Consider the following 17661-nt stretch of genomic DNA (forward strand, 5'->3'; position numbering starts at 1 on the left):
GCACACGCGGGCCGGCGTGGCGGGAGGCAGTCAGTGTGCGTCGACCGACATGCTGCGAATGAACTTGCGCAGGAACTGCTCGCAGCCGGCGAGCTGCGCGAGCTCGACATATTCGTTCGGCTTGTGCGCCTGCTCGATGTTGCCGGGCCCGCACACGACGCTCGGAATGCCCGCGCGGGCGAACAGCCCGGCCTCGGTGCCGTACGCGACCTTGCGCTTGTCCTGGTCGGCCGTCAGCGCGCGCACGAGCTGCGTGATCGCGGCTTGCTCGGTCGCGTCGAGGCCGGGCGCCGCGGCGATCTTCGAGAACTCGATCGCGGCGTTCGGATGTTCGCGCAGCATCTGCGGCAGCAGCGTTTCCTGCGCATACGCTTCGATGCGCGTGAAGATCTGCTCGGGATCGAGCGTCGGCAGGTTGCGGAATTCGAAGTCGAAGCGGCACTCGGCCGGCACCGTGTTGATCGCGTTGCCGCCCTGGATCGTGCTCGTCTGCGCGGTGGTGAACGGCACGTCGTACAGTTCGTCGAACGGGCCTTCGGCACGGAAACGGTCGGCAATGTCGCGGATGTGGCAGATCAGGCGTGCCGCATACTCGATCGCGTTGAGCCCCTTCGGCGTCAGCGACGAATGCGCGGCATGGCCGCGCACGCAGCAGCGGTACGCGTTGATGCCCTTGTGCGCGATGATCGGCCGCATGCTGGTCGGCTCGCCGACGATGCAGCCGGACGGCTGCACGCCGCGCTTCACGAGATCGGCGATCATCAGCGGCGCGCCCGCGCAGCCGATTTCCTCGTCGTAGGACAGCGCGAAATGGATCGGCTTCGCGAGCTTCGTCGCCTGCATCTCGGGCAGCAGCGCGAGCGCCGCGCCGATGAAGCCCTTCATGTCGCAGGTGCCGCGGCCGTACAGGCGGCCGTCGCGGATTTCCGGCGCGAACGGGTTGCTGTCCCAATGCTGGCCGTCGACCGGCACGACGTCGGTGTGGCCCGACAGTACGATGCCGCCGTTCGTCGAACCGTCGTGCGCGGGCACGGTGGCGAACAGGTTCGCCCAGCCTTCGCGCGGATCGTGCGTGATCGTCGACGCGATGCCCTTCGCGGCGAGCGCGTCGCGCACCGTTTCGATCAGGCCGAGGTTCGGCACGCGGCTCGTCGTGTCCATCGACACGAGTTGCTTGACCCAAGGCAGGCTGACGAGCGATGCATCGCCTTCGGTTGCGGCGGACGGCGCCGTCGCGTCGAGAGTGGACATGGCAAAACTCCGTCTGATGAATGGGAAATCATACTCAAAAACGCGCCTGCCCGCCTTCGTCGGGCGCGATGCGGTGCAGCAACGTCGCGCCCGTCAGGATTGCGTCAGCGGGCCGCGACGGCCGCCCCCTGTTTCGGGCCGAGCGCGCGCAGCGTTTCCTTGATCGTCGACACGCGGATCGCGAGATCGGGCGAGCGCGTCTCGATGCGCAGCTTGTCCTGGCCCGCGAGCTTGATGTGACGATGCTTCTGCACCATCTCGATGATCCGCATCGGATCGATCGGCGGATTCGGCTCGAACTGCAGCCCGATCGCGACCTCGCTCGCATCGATCTTCACGATGCCGAGCGGCTTCGCGGCGATCCGCAGCCGGTGCGTCTCGATGAGCGCGTGCGCCTGCGGCGGCAGCTTGCCGAAACGGTCGATCAGCTCTTCCTGGATGCCGTCGATCGCGTCGCCGTGCTCGCAGTTCGCGAGCCGCTTGTACAGCGACAGCCGCTCCTGCACGTCCGCGCAGTAGTCGGCCGGCAGGATCGCGGGCGCATGCAGGTTGATTTCGGTCGTCGCGGCGAGCGGGGCGGTGAGGTCGGGCTCCTTGCCGTTCTTCAGCGCCTTCACCGCGTCGTTCAGCATGTCCGTATAGAGCTGGAAGCCGATCTCGTGGATTTCGCCAGACTGCTTGTCGCCGAGCACCTCGCCGGTGCCGCGGATCTCGAGGTCGTGCATCGCGAGATAGAAGCCCGAGCCCAGTTCCTCCATCTGCTGGATCGCCTCCAGCCGGCGCTGCGCCTGCTTGGTCAGCGACTGCGGATCGTGGACCAGCAGGTACGCATAGGCCTGGTGGTGCGAGCGGCCGACCCGGCCGCGCAACTGGTGAAGCTGCGCGAGGCCGAACTTGTCCGCGCGGTGCATGATGATCGTGTTCGCGCTCGGCACGTCGATGCCGGTCTCGATGATGGTCGTGCACAGCAGCACGTTCGCGCGCTGCGCGACGAAATCGCGCATCACGCGTTCGAGTTCGCGCTCGTGCATCTGGCCGTGCGCGATCACGATGCGCGCCTCGGGCACGAGCGCCTCGAGCATCGCCTTGCGGTTCTCGATCGTCTCGACTTCGTTGTGCAGGAAGTACACCTGGCCGCCGCGCTTCAGCTCGCGCAGCATCGCCTCGCGGATCACGCTTTCTTCCTCGCGGCGCACGAAGGTTTTGATCGCGAGCCGCTTCTGCGGCGCGGTCGCGATCACCGAGAAATCGCGCAGCCCTTCGAGCGCCATCCCGAGCGTACGCGGGATCGGCGTCGCGGTGAGCGTCAGCACGTCGACTTCCGCGCGCAGCGCCTTCAGCGCTTCCTTCTGGCGCACGCCGAAGCGGTGTTCCTCGTCGATGATCACGAGGCCGAGGCGCTTGAACTGCACGTCCGACGACAGCAGCTTGTGCGTGCCGATCACGATGTCGACGCTGCCTTCGTTGATCTGCGCGATCGCCGCGTTCACTTCCTTCGCGGTCTTGAAGCGCGACAGCTCGACGATGCGCACCGGCCAGTCCGCGAAGCGGTCCGCGAAGGTCTGCGTGTGCTGCTCGGCGAGCAGCGTGGTCGGCGACAGCAGCGCGACCTGCTTGCCGCCCAGCACCGCGATGAACGCCGCGCGCAGCGCAACCTCGGTCTTGCCGAAGCCGACGTCGCCGCACACGAGGCGGTCCATCGGCTTGCCGCTCGTCATGTCGCCGATCACGGCCGCGATCGCCGCGGCCTGGTCGGGCGTTTCCTCGAAGCCGAAGCTTTCCGCGAATTTCACGTAGTCGCGCGGGTCGAGCGAGAACGCATGGCCTTCGCGGGCCGCGCGGCGCGCGTACAGGTTCAGCAGCTCGGCGGCCGTGTCGCGGATCTGCTGCGCGGCCTTGCGCTTCGCGCGCTCCCACTGGCCGGAGCCGAGCGCGTGCAGCGGCGCGCTGTCGGGATCGGCGCCGCTGTAGCGCGAGATCACGTGCAGTTGCGCAACGGGCACGTAGAGCTTGCTGTCGCCCGAGTATTCGAGATGCAGGAATTCGGTCTCGCCTTCGCCCAGATCCATCGACACGAGGCCCATGTAGCGGCCGATGCCGTGCTGCGCGTGGACGACCGGGTCGCCGACCTTCAGCTCCGACAGGTCGCGCACCATCGCGTCGACGTTGCTCGCCTGTTCCTGCCGGCGGCGGCCCGCGCGGCGGCCGAGCGCGCCGTACAGCTCGGTTTCGGTGACGATCGCGTAGCCTTCGCCCGGCACCGCGAAGCCGTTCGAGAGCGGCGCGACGCCGAGCGCGAAGCGCGCATCGCTCGCCAGCCAGCTCGCGAAATCGTCGTTCGACGACGGCCGCAGGTGATGTTCGGCGAGCAGTTGCAGGATCGTTTCCCGGCGGCCGGCCGATTCGACCGTCAGCAGCACGCGCTTGCCCGACGATTCGACGAACGTGCGCAGCGACGCGAGCGGATCGTCCGCATGGCGGTCGACGGTGAGCTCGGGCAGGCCGGTCGCCCAGCCGCCGGCCGGCTGCGCGGGCAGCACGACGCGCGCGAACGGCTTCGCGAACGCGAAGAAATCCTCGTCGGACAGGAAGAGGCGCTGCGGCTCGAGGATCGGCCGCTCGCGATCGTGCGCGAGGAACGCGTGACGCTGCTTCGTATCGGCCGTGAAGCGGCGGATCGACGCTTCGAGGTCGCCGGTGAACACGAGGTGCGCGTCCTGCGGCAGGTAGTGGAACAGCGTGGCCGTCTCGTCGAAGAACAGCGGCAGGTAATACTCGATGCCGGCCGACGGCACGCCGTTGCCGATGTCCTTGTAGATCGGCGCGCGGCTCGGGTCGCCTTCGAAGGTTTCGCGCCAGCGGCTGCGGAAGGCCGTGCGCGCGGCTTCGTCGAACGGGAACTCGCGGCCGGGCAGCAGGCGCACGTCACGCACCGGGTAGAGGCTGCGCTGCGTGTCGGGATCGAACGCGCGGATCGAGTCGACCTGGTCGTCGAACAGGTCGATCCGGTACGGCAGCGGCGAGCCCATCGGGTACAGGTCGATCAGCGAGCCGCGCACGCAGTATTCGCCGGGCCGCACGACCTGGCTCACGTGCTCGTAGCCGGCCAGCGTGAGCTGCGCCTTCAGCTTCGCCTCGTCGAGCCGCTCGCCCTGCGCGAACGCGAACGTGTACGCGGCCATGAACGATGCGGGCGGCATTCGGTACAGCGCGGTGGTGGCGGGCACGAGCAGGATGTCGCAGCGGCCCTCGCCGAGGTCGTGCAGCGTGGCCAGCCGCTCGGACACGAGGTCCTGGTGCGGCGAGAACGTGTCGTACGGCAGCGTTTCCCAGTCGGGCAGCAGGCGCACGCGCGCCTCGGGCGAGAAGTAGCGGATTTCCTGCGACAGCCGCTGCGCGTCGACCGCGTTCGCGCAGATCACCGCGAGGAGCGGCACGTCCTGGCGGTTGTCGGCGAGATAACGGGCGATGGCGAGCGCGTCGGCGGAGCCGTGCGCGCCGTCGAAGGCGAAACGCTGGCCGGGCTTGACGCGGGCAACGGGTGAAGCGGACGGGATGGAAGCGTTATCTGGCATAGGGACGACAGGGGTGGCGTGCACGGGCGCAGCGCGGTGCGCCGGTCGAGACGAAAGACCTATTATAAAATCCGCTTCTCGATTTCACCTTTCCGGCGTTTCCTTTCGTGACTCCCCGACTTTTCGCCCTGATTCCCTGCGCCGGCACGGGCAGCCGTTCCGGTTCGGCCGTGCCGAAGCAATACCGCACGCTGGCCGGCCGCGCGCTGCTGCACTACACGCTCGCCGCGTTCGACGCGTGCAGCGAGTTCGCGCAGACGCTCGTCGTGCTCGCGCCCGACGACTCCCATTTCGATGCACGCCGCTTCGCGGGCCTGCGCTTCGCGGTGCGCCGCTGCGGCGGCGGCTCGCGGCAGGCGTCGGTGCTCAACGGGCTGCTGGGGCTGGCCGAATTCGGCGCGACCGACCATGACTGGGTGCTCGTGCACGACGCCGCGCGCCCCGGCATCACGCCCGAGCTGATCCGTACGCTCGTCGCGACCCTGAAGGACGACCCGGTCGGCGGGATCGTCGCACTGCCGGTGGCAGATACGCTCAAGCGGGTGCCGGCCGGCGGCGACGCGATCGCGCGCACCGAGTCGCGCGACGCACTGTGGCAGGCGCAGACCCCGCAGATGTTCCGTATCGGCATGCTGCGCGAAGCGATCCTGCAGGCCCAGCGCGAAGGGCACGACCTGACCGACGAAGCGAGCGCGATCGAATGGGCCGGCCACACGCCGCGCGTCGTGCAGGGCAGCCTGCGCAACTTCAAGGTCACGTACCCGGAAGATTTCGCGCTCGCGGAGGCGATCCTCGCGCGCCCCGCGAACGCTTCCTGACTTTCACCCCCATCTCAAACCGGATTACGCATGGATTTCAGAATCGGACAAGGCTATGACGTGCATCAGCTCGTCGAAGGGCGCCCCCTCATCATCGGCGGCGTGACGATTCCGTACGAGCGCGGCCTGCTCGGCCACTCGGACGCGGACGTGCTGCTGCATGCGATCACCGACGCGCTGTTCGGCGCGGCGGCGCTCGGCGACATCGGCCGCCATTTCTCCGATACCGACGCGGCGTTCAAGGGCGCGGACAGCCGCGTGCTGCTGCGCGCGTGCGCCGAGCGCGTGAAGGCGGCCGGCTTCACGATCCAGAACGTCGACAGCACCGTGATCGCGCAGGCGCCGAAGCTCGCGCCGCATATCGACGGGATGCGCGCGAACATCGCGGCGGATCTCGGGCTGCCGCTCGAGCGCGTGAACGTGAAGGCGAAGACCAACGAGAAGCTCGGCTATCTCGGCCGCGGCGAGGGGATCGAGGCGCAGGCCGCCGCGCTGCTGGTGAAGCAGGGCGGCTGAGCGGCCGGCCGTTGCGGCGTGCGGTTCGCGCCGTGCGCCGGGTGCTGCGCCGCCAAAAATGAAAAATGCCACGCGAACGCGTGGCATTTTCGTTTGCAGCAGGCGCGGCTTACGGCCGCGCCCCGCGCATCCGCTTATTCGCCTTCGGCGGCGATCACCTGCGCGGCGGCGTTGATCACCGATGCGATGCGGCCGACGTCGCGCAGTTGCGTGACGGTCATCCCTTGCTCGTTCTTCAGCAGCGCATAGTGCGACTTCACGCAGAAGTGGCACTTGCCGACGATCGACGCCGCGAGCGCGTACATCTCGAACTTGCGCTTGTCGACGCCGCCGTGCGTCGCATACGCGCCCATCCGCAATTCGGCGCGCTGCGTCTTCAGGTCGGCGTCGTCGGCCATCTCGACATACGGATACCAGGTGTTGTTCATCCCCATCAGCGCGGCCGCCGTCAGCACGGCGTTCGTCTCTTCGGGCGACAGCACGCCGGCTTCGCGGATCGTCTTCACGAGCACCGTGCTCTTCGCCGCGATGGCCGCCGCCAGCGCCACGCCGACCGCGTCGGTGCCTTCGAGCGACGAGCGCGAGATCGTGCCGTCGAGGTTCAGGCGAATGTCCTTCGCGTAGTCGGGGATACGTGCCTTAATCGAGTCGATGAATTCCATTGATATCTCCTATGGGTTGGCCGTTAAAAAAGCCCGCAGGCAGGACGTGCGCCGCGGGCTTCGTGCATTGCTACGCTTACAGCGTTGCGCCGCCGACTGCGCGGTTGCACGGGCAGAGTTCGTCCGTTTGCAGGCCGTCCAGAATGCGCAGGACTTCTTCCGGGCTACGGCCGACGTTCAGGTTGTTCACCGAAACGTGCTGGATCGTGTTGTCCGGGTCGACGATGAACGTTGCACGCAGGGCCACGCCGGCTTCCTTGTCACGCACGCCGAGCTGGTCGATCAGTTCGCCCTTGACGTCGCCGAACGAGTAGTGGTTCAGCTTGTCGAGGTCCTTGTGTTCACGGCGCCATGCGAGCTTCACGAATTCGTTGTCCGAGCTGCCGCCGAGCAGGACGGCGTCGCGCTCTTCGAACTGCTTCGTGAGCTTCGCGAATTCGACGATTTCCGTCGGGCACACGAACGTGAAATCCTTCGGATAGAAGTAGATGATCTTCCACTTGCCCGGGAACGACGCTTCGGTGACGGTCTCGAACGCCGACTGGCCGTTTTCCTCGTGATTATTGAAGCCCGGCTTCGCGGCTACGACGGTGAAAGCTTCGAGTTTATCGCCCACGGTTTTCATGCGGATACTCCTGTGTGAGTTGGGAAGAAGACTGAGTCAAGCTACCTCGGTGCTGCAACGACGATGTGACAGCATGGGGGAAACTATAACACTATTAATAAGTCGCTTCAATAGATTTTGACTAACGATCCTCATAGCTTTTGTCAACCGCGCCGATAGTGTGACGCGCAAGATGCGTGCGCGAACGCGTCACGCGGTCGCACGCGCCTTGCCGGCGCCGGGGAATTCGAGCGTGACTTCGAGGCCGGCTTCCGGGTGGCGGTTGCGCAGCCGCAGCGCGCCGCGATAGCGGCCGACGAGCCGCAGCACGATCGCCATCCCGAGGCCCGTGCCGTCCGCCTTGGTGCGCGCGGTGTCGACGCGGTAGAACGGCCGCATCACGAGCGGCAGTTGATCCTCGGGGATGCCGGGGCCTTCGTCGCTCACCGACAGCTCGACGCGCGCATGCGACACGCGCGTCTCGAGCGTGATGCGCGAGATGCCGTCCTGCTTGCTCTGGCCGTATTTGCGCGCATTCTCGACGAGATTGCCGATCACACGGCGCATGTCGGTTTCGTCGGCTTCGATGATCGCGCTCGGTGCAAGCCGCGTGCGGATCTCGACGCCGTCCTCGCCCGACACGCGCGCGGCGACTTCGTGCGCGATCGACGACAGGTCGACCGGCTCGGGCTTGCGCTGCGACGGGCGCGCGTAGTCGATGAAGGCCGCGATGATGCGGTCCATCTGTTCGATGTCGTCGACCATCGCGTCCTTGGTCGCCTGGTCGGACGGGCTCATCTCGGTTTCGAGCCGCAGCCGCGCGAGCGGCGTGCGCAGGTCGTGCGAGATGCCCGCGAGCATCAGCGCGCGATCGGCCTCGAGTTGTTCGAGGTCGCGCACCATCTGGTTGAAGCTGCGGTTGGTGTCGGCCGCGACGCCCATCCCACGCTCGGGCAGCGGCTCGGGCGCCTGGCCCGAACCGACCTGGCGCGCGGCGAGCGCGAGCCGCGAGAACGGCCGGTTCACGAGGCTCGTGATGAACGCGGAGCCGAACAGCGACAGCGCAAGCGCGAACAGCCCCCAGCCGGCCCACTGCAGGCCCGTGACGTTGTCGAGCTGGTCGCGGTCGAGCGCGACCCAGTAATCGTCGTCGTCGATCTTGAAGCTGATCCACACGCCGGGAATGTCGTTGACCGACTGCGCGATCACGGTATCGTCGCCGAGACGGCTGCGGATGTCGTGTTCGATCAGGCGGTTCAGCGATTCGTCGGGCTGCAGCTTGAACTTGTCGGTTTTCTCGCGCGGGTACACGCGCACGCCCTCGTTGCTCTCGAGATCCTGCAGCAGCGCGCGCCGCAAGTCGGGATCGGAATAGAGCAGGGCGGTGCGCGTGAGCTTCACGACCGCGACGAGCTGGAGCGCGACGCGCTGCGCACGCGGCTCGCGCTCGATCACGCGAAAGCTCTGGAACCACGCGGCGAGACTGACCGAGATCAGCAGCGCGATCAGCAGGAAGGTGCGCCAGAACAGCCCGCCGAACGCGAGCTGCAAAAGGCGCCGGTCGATACGCATGGGACGGGCCGTGGACGGGGCGAAGCCGGGAAGGAAAAAGCTCAGGCGGCGCCGTCCGGGATGAACACGTAGCCGAGGCCCCAGACGGTCTGGATGAAGCGCGGGCTGCCCGGATCCGGTTCGATCAGCTTGCGCAGGCGCGAGATCTGCACGTCGAGGCTGCGGTCGAACACTTCGTATTCGCGGCCGCGGGCGAGCTCCATCAGCTTTTCACGCGACAGCGGCTGGCGCGGATGACGCGCGAACACTTTCAGCACCGAGAATTCGCCGGTGGTCAGCGGAATTTCCTGGCCGGACTTCGTCAGCGTGCGCGTGGCGAGATTCAGCGAGAATTCGCCGAACTCGAACACCTCGGTGGTTTCCGACGGGGCGCCCGGCAGTTCGGCCGGCGCCTGGCGGCGCAGCACCGCGTGAATGCGCGCGACGAGTTCGCGCGGGTTGAACGGCTTCGGCAGGTAATCGTCGGCGCCCATCTCGAGGCCGACGATGCGATCGACGTCCTCGCCCTTCGCGGTGAGCATGATGATCGGCGTGCGGTCGTTGCTGCCGCGCAGCCGGCGGCAGATCGACAGGCCGTCTTCGCCGGGCAGCATCAGGTCGAGCACGAGCAGGTCGAAACGCTCGCGGACCCAGAGCTTGTTCATCGCGGTCGCGTTTTCCGCGACGTAGACGTTGAAACCCTGTTCGCCGAGATAGCGGCGCAGCAGATCGCGCAGGCGAGGGTCGTCGTCGACGACGAGAATCTTGGAGGGGTTTTTCGTTTCCATGATCGGCATCTTATCGCGAATGGGAATTGACGCACGGCCGGGGATTTTCGTGCGTTACAGTCGGTTACAAAATTTACCCGTAGTGTCGCGCCGAGTAAAGGCAGGCTATAGAGATTCCTTTACTCGAAGCCGAAATTCGGTAGATACTCCCCTGCACTCCATCTTTCATCTTTGTACACCCGAATTCCGCAGGGTTTTTCAAGTACCAGAGGTAACCGGTTGCCGCGTGACGAAGGGAACAAATCGACCAAAGAAGCGAGGACGGTCATGCGATCTGCCCGGATTGCACTGATGCTGACGATCGCGCTTGCCGGTCCGTATGCGTCGAACTTCGCGTATGCGCAGCGCCCCGAGCAGGGCGCATCGTCGCGCAAGCTGCCGCGCGGCAAAGCGCCGCAGCCCGATCGCGCCGCCGATATGACGGTCCGTTCCGCCGTGCCTCCCGATCTCGAACAGCGCCGCCGCGACGGGCACATGACGCCCGAAGAGCGGCACCTGTTACGCCAGCACATCGAAGACGCCGTTCGCGAGTTGTACAAGCGCTGATGCGTGCCGTCGTTCGCCTTGCGCGGAAATCTCCGCGCGGAAAGAATTCGTAGCACTTTTTCCGTCAACTTTCGGCTGCCGAATGCCGTTGTACGGGCATCCGCACCGCCGGTGCGTTCCGGGAGTTCATGACGATGAAAGCGAACGCTGCCGCACCGGCGCCGTCGCCTGCCATGCAGTCGCCGCTCGATGCCGACGACGCGCTGTTTTTCCTGAGTCGCACCGGTTTCTCTCCTGCTCCCGCCGAGGTCGCGCGCATCGTCGGCATGACGCGCGCGCAGGTCGTGGCCGACACGCTCGGCAGCGCGCGACACGAACCCGTCACGGCGTGGCCCGACTGGCTCGCCGAGCCGCCGCCCACGCGCGCGCAGCGCCAGGCGCTGACGCCCGACATGCGGCGCGACGAGCAGCGCGAGCGCAATCGCCGCTACGATGCGCTGCGGGCGGCCTGGGTCAACGAGATGGTCGCGACGCCGTCGCCGCTCACCGAACGCATGACGCTGTTCTGGCATGGGCATTTCACGTCGGGGCAGGACAAGGTGCCGTACCCGCAGACGATGGCCGCGCAGAACGCGCTGTTTCGCCGCGAGGCGCTCGGCAACTTCGGCACGCTGCTGCATGCGGTCGCGAAGGACCCGGCGATGCTCCAGTATCTCGACGGCGCGAGCAATCGCAAGGGGCGGCCGAACGAGAATTTCGCGCGCGAGGTGATGGAGCTGTTCACGCTCGGCGAAGGGCATTACACGCAATACGATGTGACCGAAGGCGCACGCGCGATGACGGGCTGGACCGTCGATCCCGACACGCTGCGCTTCGCGGTGCGGCCCGAATGGCACGATGCCGGCGACAAGACCATCCTCGGCGAAACCGGGCCGTTCGACGGCGACGGCTTTCTCGACATCCTGCTGAAGCGGCCGGGCACCGCGCGCTTCATCGCCGGCAAGCTGTGGCGCGAGTTCGTGTCCGATACGCCGGAGCCCGGCACGCTCGACGCGGTGGCCGAACGGTTTCGCGCGAGCGGCTACGACATTCGCGCGGCGCTCGCCGCGCTGTGGTCGACCGACGCGTTCTGGGATCCGCGCAACCGCGGCGTGCTGGTCAAGTCGCCGGCGGAATTCGTCGTCGGGTCGGTGCGGCTGTTCGACGTGGCGTACGGCGATCCGCAGATGCTCGCGAACACCGTGCGCACGCTCGGGCAGAACCTGTTCTATCCGCCGAACGTGAAGGGCTGGCCGGGCGGCGCGCTATGGATCAACAGCACCACGCTGCTGTCGCGCAAGCAGTTCGTCGAGCAGTTGTTCCGCGCGACCGAGACGGCCGGCATGCGACCGCCGGCCCGCGCGATCGCGCCGCCGCCGAATGCGCGTGCGCATGCGATGCCGGTGGCCGACGCGGCGTCCGGTGCCGGCCTGCGCGGCACGCCCGCGAAGCCGGCGCGCGGCGGACTGCGTTTCGACCTCGAGCGCTGGCTGGCCCAGTATCGGGCGCGACCGCAGGCGATCGCGGGATTGTCGACCGAGCTGCAGTTGCAGCACGCGGTGCTGCAACTCTCGCCGGTCGCGGCGATCGACACGGATTCGACCGGCAGCGCGTATCTCGAGGCGCTGCTGATGGATCCGGCCTATCAACTGAAATGATGCGAACGACGACGAAGCGGACAGTCGCCGCGGCCAAGGCGCCGGGCGGCGAACCAAAGGATGTGCGATGAACCGACGTGATTTTCTGACGCTTACCGGCGCCGCGGCGGCGGCCGGCGTGTCGATGTGGCAAGCGCCCGCGATCGCGGCGGCCGCGACGCAGGCCGGGCGCAAGGCCGCGGCCGGGTATGCGAACGTGCTGATCCTCGTCGAGCTGAAGGGCGGCAACGACGGCCTCAACACGGTGGTGCCGTATGCCGACCCGCTGTACTACCAGTTCCGGCGCGGCATCGGCATCAAGCGCGAGCAGGTGCTGCAGCTCGACGCGCAGACGGGGCTGCACCCGTCGCTCGCGCCGCTGATGCCGCTGTGGCGCGACGGACAGGTCGCGATCGTGCAGGGGGTCGGCTATCCGCAGCCGAACCTGTCGCATTTCCGTTCGATCGAGATCTGGGACACCGCGTCGCGCTCGGATCAGTACCTGCACGAAGGCTGGCTCACGCGCACGTTCGCGCAGGCGCCCGTGCCGCCCGGTTTCGCCGCGGACGGCGTCGTGCTCGGCAGCGCCGAGATGGGACCGCTGTCGAACGGCGCGCGCGCGATCGCACTCGTCAATCCCGCGCAGTTCATCCGCGCGGCCCGGCTCGCCGAGCCGTCGTCGCTGCGCGAGCAGAACCCGGCGCTCGCGCACATCATCGACGTCGAGAACGACATCGTGAAGGCGGCCGACCGGCTGCGCCCGCGCGGCGGGATGCGGGAATTCAGGACGGCCTTTCCGGCCGGCGCGTTCGGCACGTCGGTCAAGACCGCGATGCAGGTGCTGGCCGCGTGCGAAGCGTCAGGGCCCGGCGCGCAGGATGGGGTCGCGGTGCTGCGCCTGACGCTCAACGGCTTCGACACGCACCAGAACCAGCCGGGGCAGCAGGCCGCGCTGCTCAAGCAGTTCGCGGACGGGATGAGCGCGATGCGCGCGGCGTTGATCGAACTCGGGCGCTGGAACGAGACGCTCGTGATGACGTATGCGGAATTCGGGCGGCGCGTGCGCGAGAACCAGAGCAACGGCACCGATCACGGCACGGCCGCGCCGCATTTCGTGATGGGCGGCCGCGTGGCGGGCGGGCTGTACGGTGCGCCGCCGGCGCTCGGGCGGCTCGACGGCAACGGCAATTTGCCGGTCGCGGTCGATTTTCGCCAGCTTTATGCGACCGTGCTTGGGCCGTGGTGGGGGCTCGATGCGACGCGCGTGCTGCAGCAGCGTTTCGACACGCTGCCGCTGCTGAAGGCGTGATGCGGGCCGCTCAGCGGCGACGCGCGGCGCGCCACGCGATCCACAGCTTGCGGATCGGCGTGAGCGCGATGCGCTGGTGCAGCACCTGGTAGCCGTCGCGCGCGATTTCGTCGAGCAGCGCGCCGGCCAGCGCGATTTGCGCGCGCAGCGTGCGCTGCGCGCGGCGTTCGGCGGCGGGAATCGCCGCATCGGCGGCCGCGAGCGCGTCGCGCGCGCGGGCCGTCTGGAATTGCAGCAATTCGGTGAAGGCCGGGCTGTAGCGGCGATTCAGCAGATCGGCCGCGGTCACGTTGTAGCGCTGCAGTTCGTCGATCGGCAAATAGATGCGGCCGTGGCGCGCGTCGTTGCCGAGCTCCTGCACGAATTGCGCGAGCATCAGCGCGCGGCCGACGTCCGCGGCCCACGGCTGCGGGTCGGCCGGGTTCGCCGAACTGGCGCGCGCGACCAGCGACGCGAACGTGCCGCCGACCTGCGCGATATAGCGCTGCAGGTTCGCGAAGTCGAGGTAGCGCGCCTGTTCGAGGTCCATCCCGTAACCGTTGACGAGCGTGCGCAGTGCGTCGGCTTCGGCGGCGATCGCCGGATGATGCTGCGCGAGCGCCTTCGTGACCGGGTGTGACGGCTGCCCGTCGGCCAGTGCGGCGAGTTCCTTGTGCCACCACGCGAGCTTCGTGTGTCCGACGGTCGGATCGCTGGTTTCCTTGACGGTTTCCTCGAGTTCGCGGCGCAGCGCGAACAGCGCGGTCAGGCGCGGCTGCGTGGCGAGCGGCGCCTGGCGCAGCGCGTAGTAGACGCTGGAGCCGGCGGGGGCGGCCTTTTGCTGACAGTAGTCGTCGAAGTTCACGGGCGAGATCGGGTGGGGCGGGTTCGGGGGACGCGCGGCGGCGCGCTGCCGAAACGTCGAGCGCGGCATTCTAGCACCGCGGCACGACGGGCGCCGGCGGGGCGAGACAAGGCTGCACGGATCGGGTAGAATCTCGCGCTCGCCTGATCGGGCGTGCCGGTTTTCGGGCCGGCGTGAAGTCCCGGGCGCGTGGAGCACGCATCTTGTGTCCCGCGCGATCAGGCGACGGAAATGCGCGTGAGTGGCGAAATTGGTAGACGCACCAGGTTTAGGTCCTGACGCCCGCAAGGGTGTGCCGGTTCGAGTCCGGCCTCACGCACCAGAAGTTGAACGTACCCTGTCAGGGGCCGTTCGCGAAAAAGCGCTGCCGGTCGGGTGACCGCAGCGCTTTTTTGTTGATGCCCGTTTCCTCGCCAGGCATTCGGACCTCGTCCGAGCAATTGGCCGCGTGTAATATCGTGCTCGCTATTCATACGAGCAGCACGACGACACCGAGGGGCCACCGATGAAACACACCTTCCGTATCCCGATTTCCATTCTGGCGCTGCTGCTGGCCGCGCCGGCCATTGCCAACACGCCTGCCGACAACATCGCCTGGAGCGCCCAGCCCGTGAAGGCGGCGGCATCGTCGTCGGCGTGCTCCGCGTACTCGGGGCGCGTGATGTCGGGCAGCGGCCAGCCGCTGTCGACCGAGGGCGTGCTGAAAGCGCTCGGCACGTCTCTGGCCGGCGCCGCGCTCGGTGCCGTCGCTGGCGGATATCAGGGCGCAGCCCCCAATCCGTGCCCGCGGCCCGGCCTGTGACTCGCTTGCAAGCGGATCGCGGAGCGCGCCGCTTTAGTTGAAGCGAGCACGATACGAAGCGTCGCGCGTCGTCTGACCGCGGCGCTTCGCCATTTCCGCTGTGCCTATTCCCAGAAGCTGCGGATCGCGACGGCTACGATCACCGGCACGGAGAACACCAGCGGAATCGCGAAATACTGCGCTTCGCGATCGACGACCCAGCTATAGATCACCCACGCCGCACCGATCGCGAACGTGATGAGCCCGACCGTCACGGCGGCGATGTTCAGGGCCAGCTTCGACGGCTGGCGGCGCGTTTTGGTGTTGTCGTTGTCGCGCGGGGACGATTTCATCGGAAGAGTGCGGCCTCGTGCCGGAACAGGAGTAAAGACACAGGAAACCCCATCCGCACGGATCGCGCAAGGGCCGGCGCGGGCCGGCCCCGTCACGTCCGTCCCCGCCTGTTACAACCCGAACGATGCGGCCAGTTCATCGAGCAGTTCACGCTGGAACGCGACGAACTGCGCGCCCGGCTGCTGCGCGATCGCGAGGTCGAGCATCGGATCGGCGACCGCGGTGCGCAGGCCGGCCAGTTCCTCGACGATCGCGAGCCCGCAGAACGGCACGTACGCCTCCGAATAGCCGCCTTCGTGAACGATCACGAGCCGCCCGCCGCAATGGCGCTGCGCGGCTTCCTTCACCGCGCGGGTCATGAACCGGTAGCTGTCGGTATGCAGCTGCATGCGCGCGAGCGGATCGACCGCGCTCGCATCGAGGCCGCTCGCGACGACGATCAGCTCGGGGCGAAAACGCGCGAGCGCCGGCAGCACGATCCGCTCGAACGCATACCGGTACGCGTCATCGCCGCTGCCCGCGAGCAGCGGCACGTTCAGGTTCGCGCCGAGGCCCGCGCCTTCGCCGCGATCGTCCGCGCCGCTGTAGCCGGGCGGGAAGCAGCGATCCTGGTGCAGCGAGATCGTCAGCGTATCGGGATCGTCGTAGTAGATCGACTGCGTGCCGTTGCCGTGATGCACGTCCCAGTCGATCACCGCTATGCGCTCGATGCCGTGCTTCGCGCGCGCGGCCTCGATCGCGATCGGAATGTTCGCGAGCAGGCAGAAGCCCATCGGGCGGTCGCGCAGGCAATGATGGCCGGGCGGCCGCGACAGCGAGAACGCATTCGTCGCACGCTCGCCGACGACCGCGTCGACCGCCGCGATCGCGAGACCGGCCGACAGCGCGGCGATCTCGTAGCTGCCCTTGCCGAATGGCGCGAGATCGCCGAGGTCGCCGCCGTTCGCGTCGCTCAGCGCGCGGAACGCGTCGAGATAGTGCGCCGGATGAATGCGCAGCAGGTCAGCGGTCGTCGCGGGCTCGGCGCCGCGCACGTCGAGCTGCGCGGCCAGGCCCGACGCCTGCACGAGCGACAGGAAGCGGCGCTTCGAATCGGGCGATTCCGCGTAGCCCGCGCTCGACGGCGGCTGGACCCAGCCTCCGACCGGGAAGAACAGCGCGTGCGTGCCGCCGGTATGCCAGAAAGTGCGTTCGTCGGTGAAGAAGGCAGTGCGATTCATGGATGCGTGACCTGTCACGGTTGGGAGGAAGCGGAAGAGCGCGCGTGGCGATCGATGTGGCGCAGCGCGGCGAACGACACGATCGCGACGGCCGTCGCGGCGATGAACAGCGTGCGCATCGTGCCGCCGGCGTCGAGCATCAGGCCGGCCAGCAGCGGGCCGGCGGCGAGCCCCGCGCCGATCACGAAATTGAGCGTCGCGACGAGGCGGCCCGACGTGTCGATCTGCGCGACCGTCGCGAGGATGAACGGGAGCACGAAGGTCCACGCGAACTTGAACGCGAAGATCGCCGCGCCGTAGCCGACGGTGTCCCGCAGCGCGGCGAGCGCGACGAGCGACGCTGCGAGCAGCGCGTAGCCGGCCGCCAGCATCGCGCGGCGCGCGAGCCGGCCGCCCGCGCACGACGCGAACGCCGCGCCGGCGATCCCCATCACGCTCGCGATCGCGAGCACGTTGCCGGTCGACTGCGGGGCGAGCCCGGCCTCGGCCGCCGCGCGGCTCGCGAAGGTCCACACGCTGCCGATCGCGAGATAGAACGTCAGCACCGCGCCCACGGCGAGCACGACGAAGCGTCGCGGCGTGTGCGGCGCGTCGCCGCGCGCGGTGCGCGAGGCTGCCGTCCGCGTGCCGAGCGACGACGGAAAGCCGCGCGACAGCGGCGCCGCGAGCAGCGCGAGCCCGGCGAGCGCGACGTACAGCGCGCGCAGTCCGAACGCGGCGAACACGTGCGGCAACACGAACAGGCCGATCGCGCCCGCGATCAACTGGCCGACGACCCACAGGCCGTATACGCGGTCGCTGTTCTGGCTCGTCGCCGCGCTCGTCATGCAGAGCACCATCAACGAGCCGCCGCCGAGCGCGGTGACGGCGCGCAGCGCGAGCAGCGCGGCGAAGCCCGGCATCCACAGCGCGGTCAGCAGGTTGCCCGCGCCGAACAGCGCGACGGCGAACGCGGCGACGCGGCGCGCGTCGATGCGGCCGAGCCACAGGTACGACGGCACGGTCGCGAGGCTGAACGCGCCGAGTTCGACGAAGAAGTAGGTGCCGATCTGCGACGCGGACAAGCCGAGCTGCGTCGCGAGCTGACCGGCGACGGCGGGCGCCACGAGCAGCAACAGCGGCGTGATGGCCGCGAACACGACGAGCACGACCAGCGTCGAGCGCGCGAACGTCGACGCGCGGCCGTCGGGCGAGAGTGAGGCATCCGGGGACAGGGTCTTCATGGC

16 protein-coding genes and 1 tRNA gene are annotated in these 17661 nt (G+C 68.1%); 7 read left to right on the forward strand and 10 right to left on the reverse strand.

Annotation, left to right across the window (positions count from 1 at the left end; genetic code table 11):
- Positions 1 to 30: 30 nt before the first annotated feature.
- On the reverse strand, positions 31 to 1251 hold the full coding sequence (gene argE, locus HWX07_RS19565) for an acetylornithine deacetylase (protein WP_175877387.1): 1221 nt from the start codon (positions 1249 to 1251) through the stop codon (positions 31 to 33).
- Positions 1252 to 1355: 104 nt separating this feature from the next.
- The gene (gene mfd / locus HWX07_RS19570) at positions 1356 to 4826 is read right to left on the reverse strand and encodes a transcription-repair coupling factor (RefSeq protein WP_175877388.1); all 3471 of its coding nucleotides are present in this window, start codon (positions 4824 to 4826) and stop codon (positions 1356 to 1358) included.
- Positions 4827 to 4933: 107 nt separating this feature from the next.
- Between mfd and ispD the strand changes: the two genes are divergently transcribed.
- Together ispD and ispF are read left to right on the forward strand one after the other, a co-directional pair.
- Positions 4934 to 5644 carry a 2-C-methyl-D-erythritol 4-phosphate cytidylyltransferase gene (gene ispD, locus HWX07_RS19575; RefSeq protein WP_175877389.1) on the forward strand — a complete coding sequence of 237 codons (711 nt, stop codon included), beginning with the start codon at positions 4934 to 4936 and terminating at the stop codon, positions 5642 to 5644.
- 30 nt (positions 5645 to 5674) lie between these two features.
- Complete coding sequence (gene ispF / locus HWX07_RS19580; protein WP_006488015.1) at positions 5675 to 6160, forward strand: 2-C-methyl-D-erythritol 2,4-cyclodiphosphate synthase; 486 nt, start codon at positions 5675 to 5677, stop codon at positions 6158 to 6160.
- Between the two features lie 134 nt (positions 6161 to 6294).
- Here the strand turns inward: ispF and HWX07_RS19585 are convergent, their stop codons facing one another.
- From HWX07_RS19585 to ompR, 4 genes are all read right to left on the reverse strand, one after another.
- Entirely contained in the window at positions 6295 to 6822 is a 528-nt protein-coding gene (locus HWX07_RS19585) for a carboxymuconolactone decarboxylase family protein (protein WP_006478562.1), read from the reverse strand.
- Between the two features lie 76 nt (positions 6823 to 6898).
- A complete protein-coding gene (locus HWX07_RS19590; RefSeq protein WP_006478563.1) occupies positions 6899 to 7447 on the reverse strand; it encodes a peroxiredoxin in 549 nt (182 codons plus the stop codon).
- A gap of 189 nt (positions 7448 to 7636) precedes the next feature.
- Entirely contained in the window at positions 7637 to 8998 is a 1362-nt protein-coding gene (locus tag HWX07_RS19595; protein WP_012328713.1) for an ATP-binding protein, read from the reverse strand.
- Positions 8999 to 9039: 41 nt separating this feature from the next.
- A complete protein-coding gene (gene ompR / locus HWX07_RS19600) occupies positions 9040 to 9765 on the reverse strand; it encodes a two-component system response regulator OmpR (RefSeq protein WP_004199523.1) in 726 nt (241 codons plus the stop codon).
- Positions 9766 to 10032: 267 nt separating this feature from the next.
- Between ompR and HWX07_RS19605 the strand changes: the two genes are divergently transcribed.
- The 3 genes from HWX07_RS19605 to HWX07_RS19615 all read left to right on the forward strand — a co-directional run bounded on the left by HWX07_RS19605 (position 10033) and on the right by HWX07_RS19615 (position 13236).
- Positions 10033 to 10311 (forward strand): hypothetical protein, encoded by a 279-nt coding sequence (locus HWX07_RS19605; protein WP_006478566.1) that lies wholly within the window; start codon positions 10033 to 10035, stop codon positions 10309 to 10311.
- A 134-nt stretch (positions 10312 to 10445) separates the two neighbouring features.
- Positions 10446 to 11948, forward strand: coding sequence for a DUF1800 domain-containing protein (locus tag HWX07_RS19610; protein ID WP_175877390.1), 1503 nt, complete (start codon positions 10446 to 10448; stop codon positions 11946 to 11948).
- A 67-nt stretch (positions 11949 to 12015) separates the two neighbouring features.
- On the forward strand, positions 12016 to 13236 hold the full coding sequence (locus HWX07_RS19615) for a DUF1501 domain-containing protein (protein WP_175806190.1): 1221 nt from the start codon (positions 12016 to 12018) through the stop codon (positions 13234 to 13236).
- A gap of 10 nt (positions 13237 to 13246) precedes the next feature.
- Here HWX07_RS19615 and hpnD read toward each other — a convergent pair whose 3' ends face one another.
- Positions 13247 to 14080 carry a presqualene diphosphate synthase HpnD gene (hpnD, locus tag HWX07_RS19620; protein ID WP_175806191.1) on the reverse strand — a complete coding sequence of 278 codons (834 nt, stop codon included), beginning with the start codon at positions 14078 to 14080 and terminating at the stop codon, positions 13247 to 13249.
- A gap of 235 nt (positions 14081 to 14315) precedes the next feature.
- Between hpnD and HWX07_RS19625 the strand changes: the two genes are divergently transcribed.
- Positions 14316 to 14402, forward strand: a tRNA-Leu gene (locus HWX07_RS19625).
- A 183-nt stretch (positions 14403 to 14585) separates the two neighbouring features.
- Positions 14586 to 14882: a hypothetical protein gene (locus tag HWX07_RS19630; protein ID WP_175806192.1), complete on the forward strand. Its 297-nt coding sequence runs from the start codon at positions 14586 to 14588 to the stop codon at positions 14880 to 14882.
- Between the two features lie 104 nt (positions 14883 to 14986).
- Here the strand turns inward: HWX07_RS19630 and HWX07_RS19635 are convergent, their stop codons facing one another.
- From HWX07_RS19635 to HWX07_RS19645, 3 genes are all read right to left on the reverse strand, one after another.
- Entirely contained in the window at positions 14987 to 15214 is a 228-nt protein-coding gene (locus HWX07_RS19635; protein ID WP_006478569.1) for a hypothetical protein, read from the reverse strand.
- Between the two features lie 111 nt (positions 15215 to 15325).
- The gene (locus HWX07_RS19640) at positions 15326 to 16435 is read right to left on the reverse strand and encodes a class II histone deacetylase (RefSeq protein ID WP_175877391.1); all 1110 of its coding nucleotides are present in this window, start codon (positions 16433 to 16435) and stop codon (positions 15326 to 15328) included.
- Between the two features lie 14 nt (positions 16436 to 16449).
- Positions 16450 to 17658, reverse strand: a complete 1209-nt coding sequence (locus tag HWX07_RS19645) for an MFS transporter (protein WP_175877392.1) — start codon at positions 17656 to 17658, stop codon at positions 16450 to 16452.
- Positions 17659 to 17661 lie beyond the last annotated feature (3 nt).

Origin of the sequence: Burkholderia sp. BCC0097 (assembly GCF_902832985.1) — a bacterium.
GTDB classification, from domain to species: domain Bacteria; phylum Pseudomonadota; class Gammaproteobacteria; order Burkholderiales; family Burkholderiaceae; genus Burkholderia; species Burkholderia orbicola.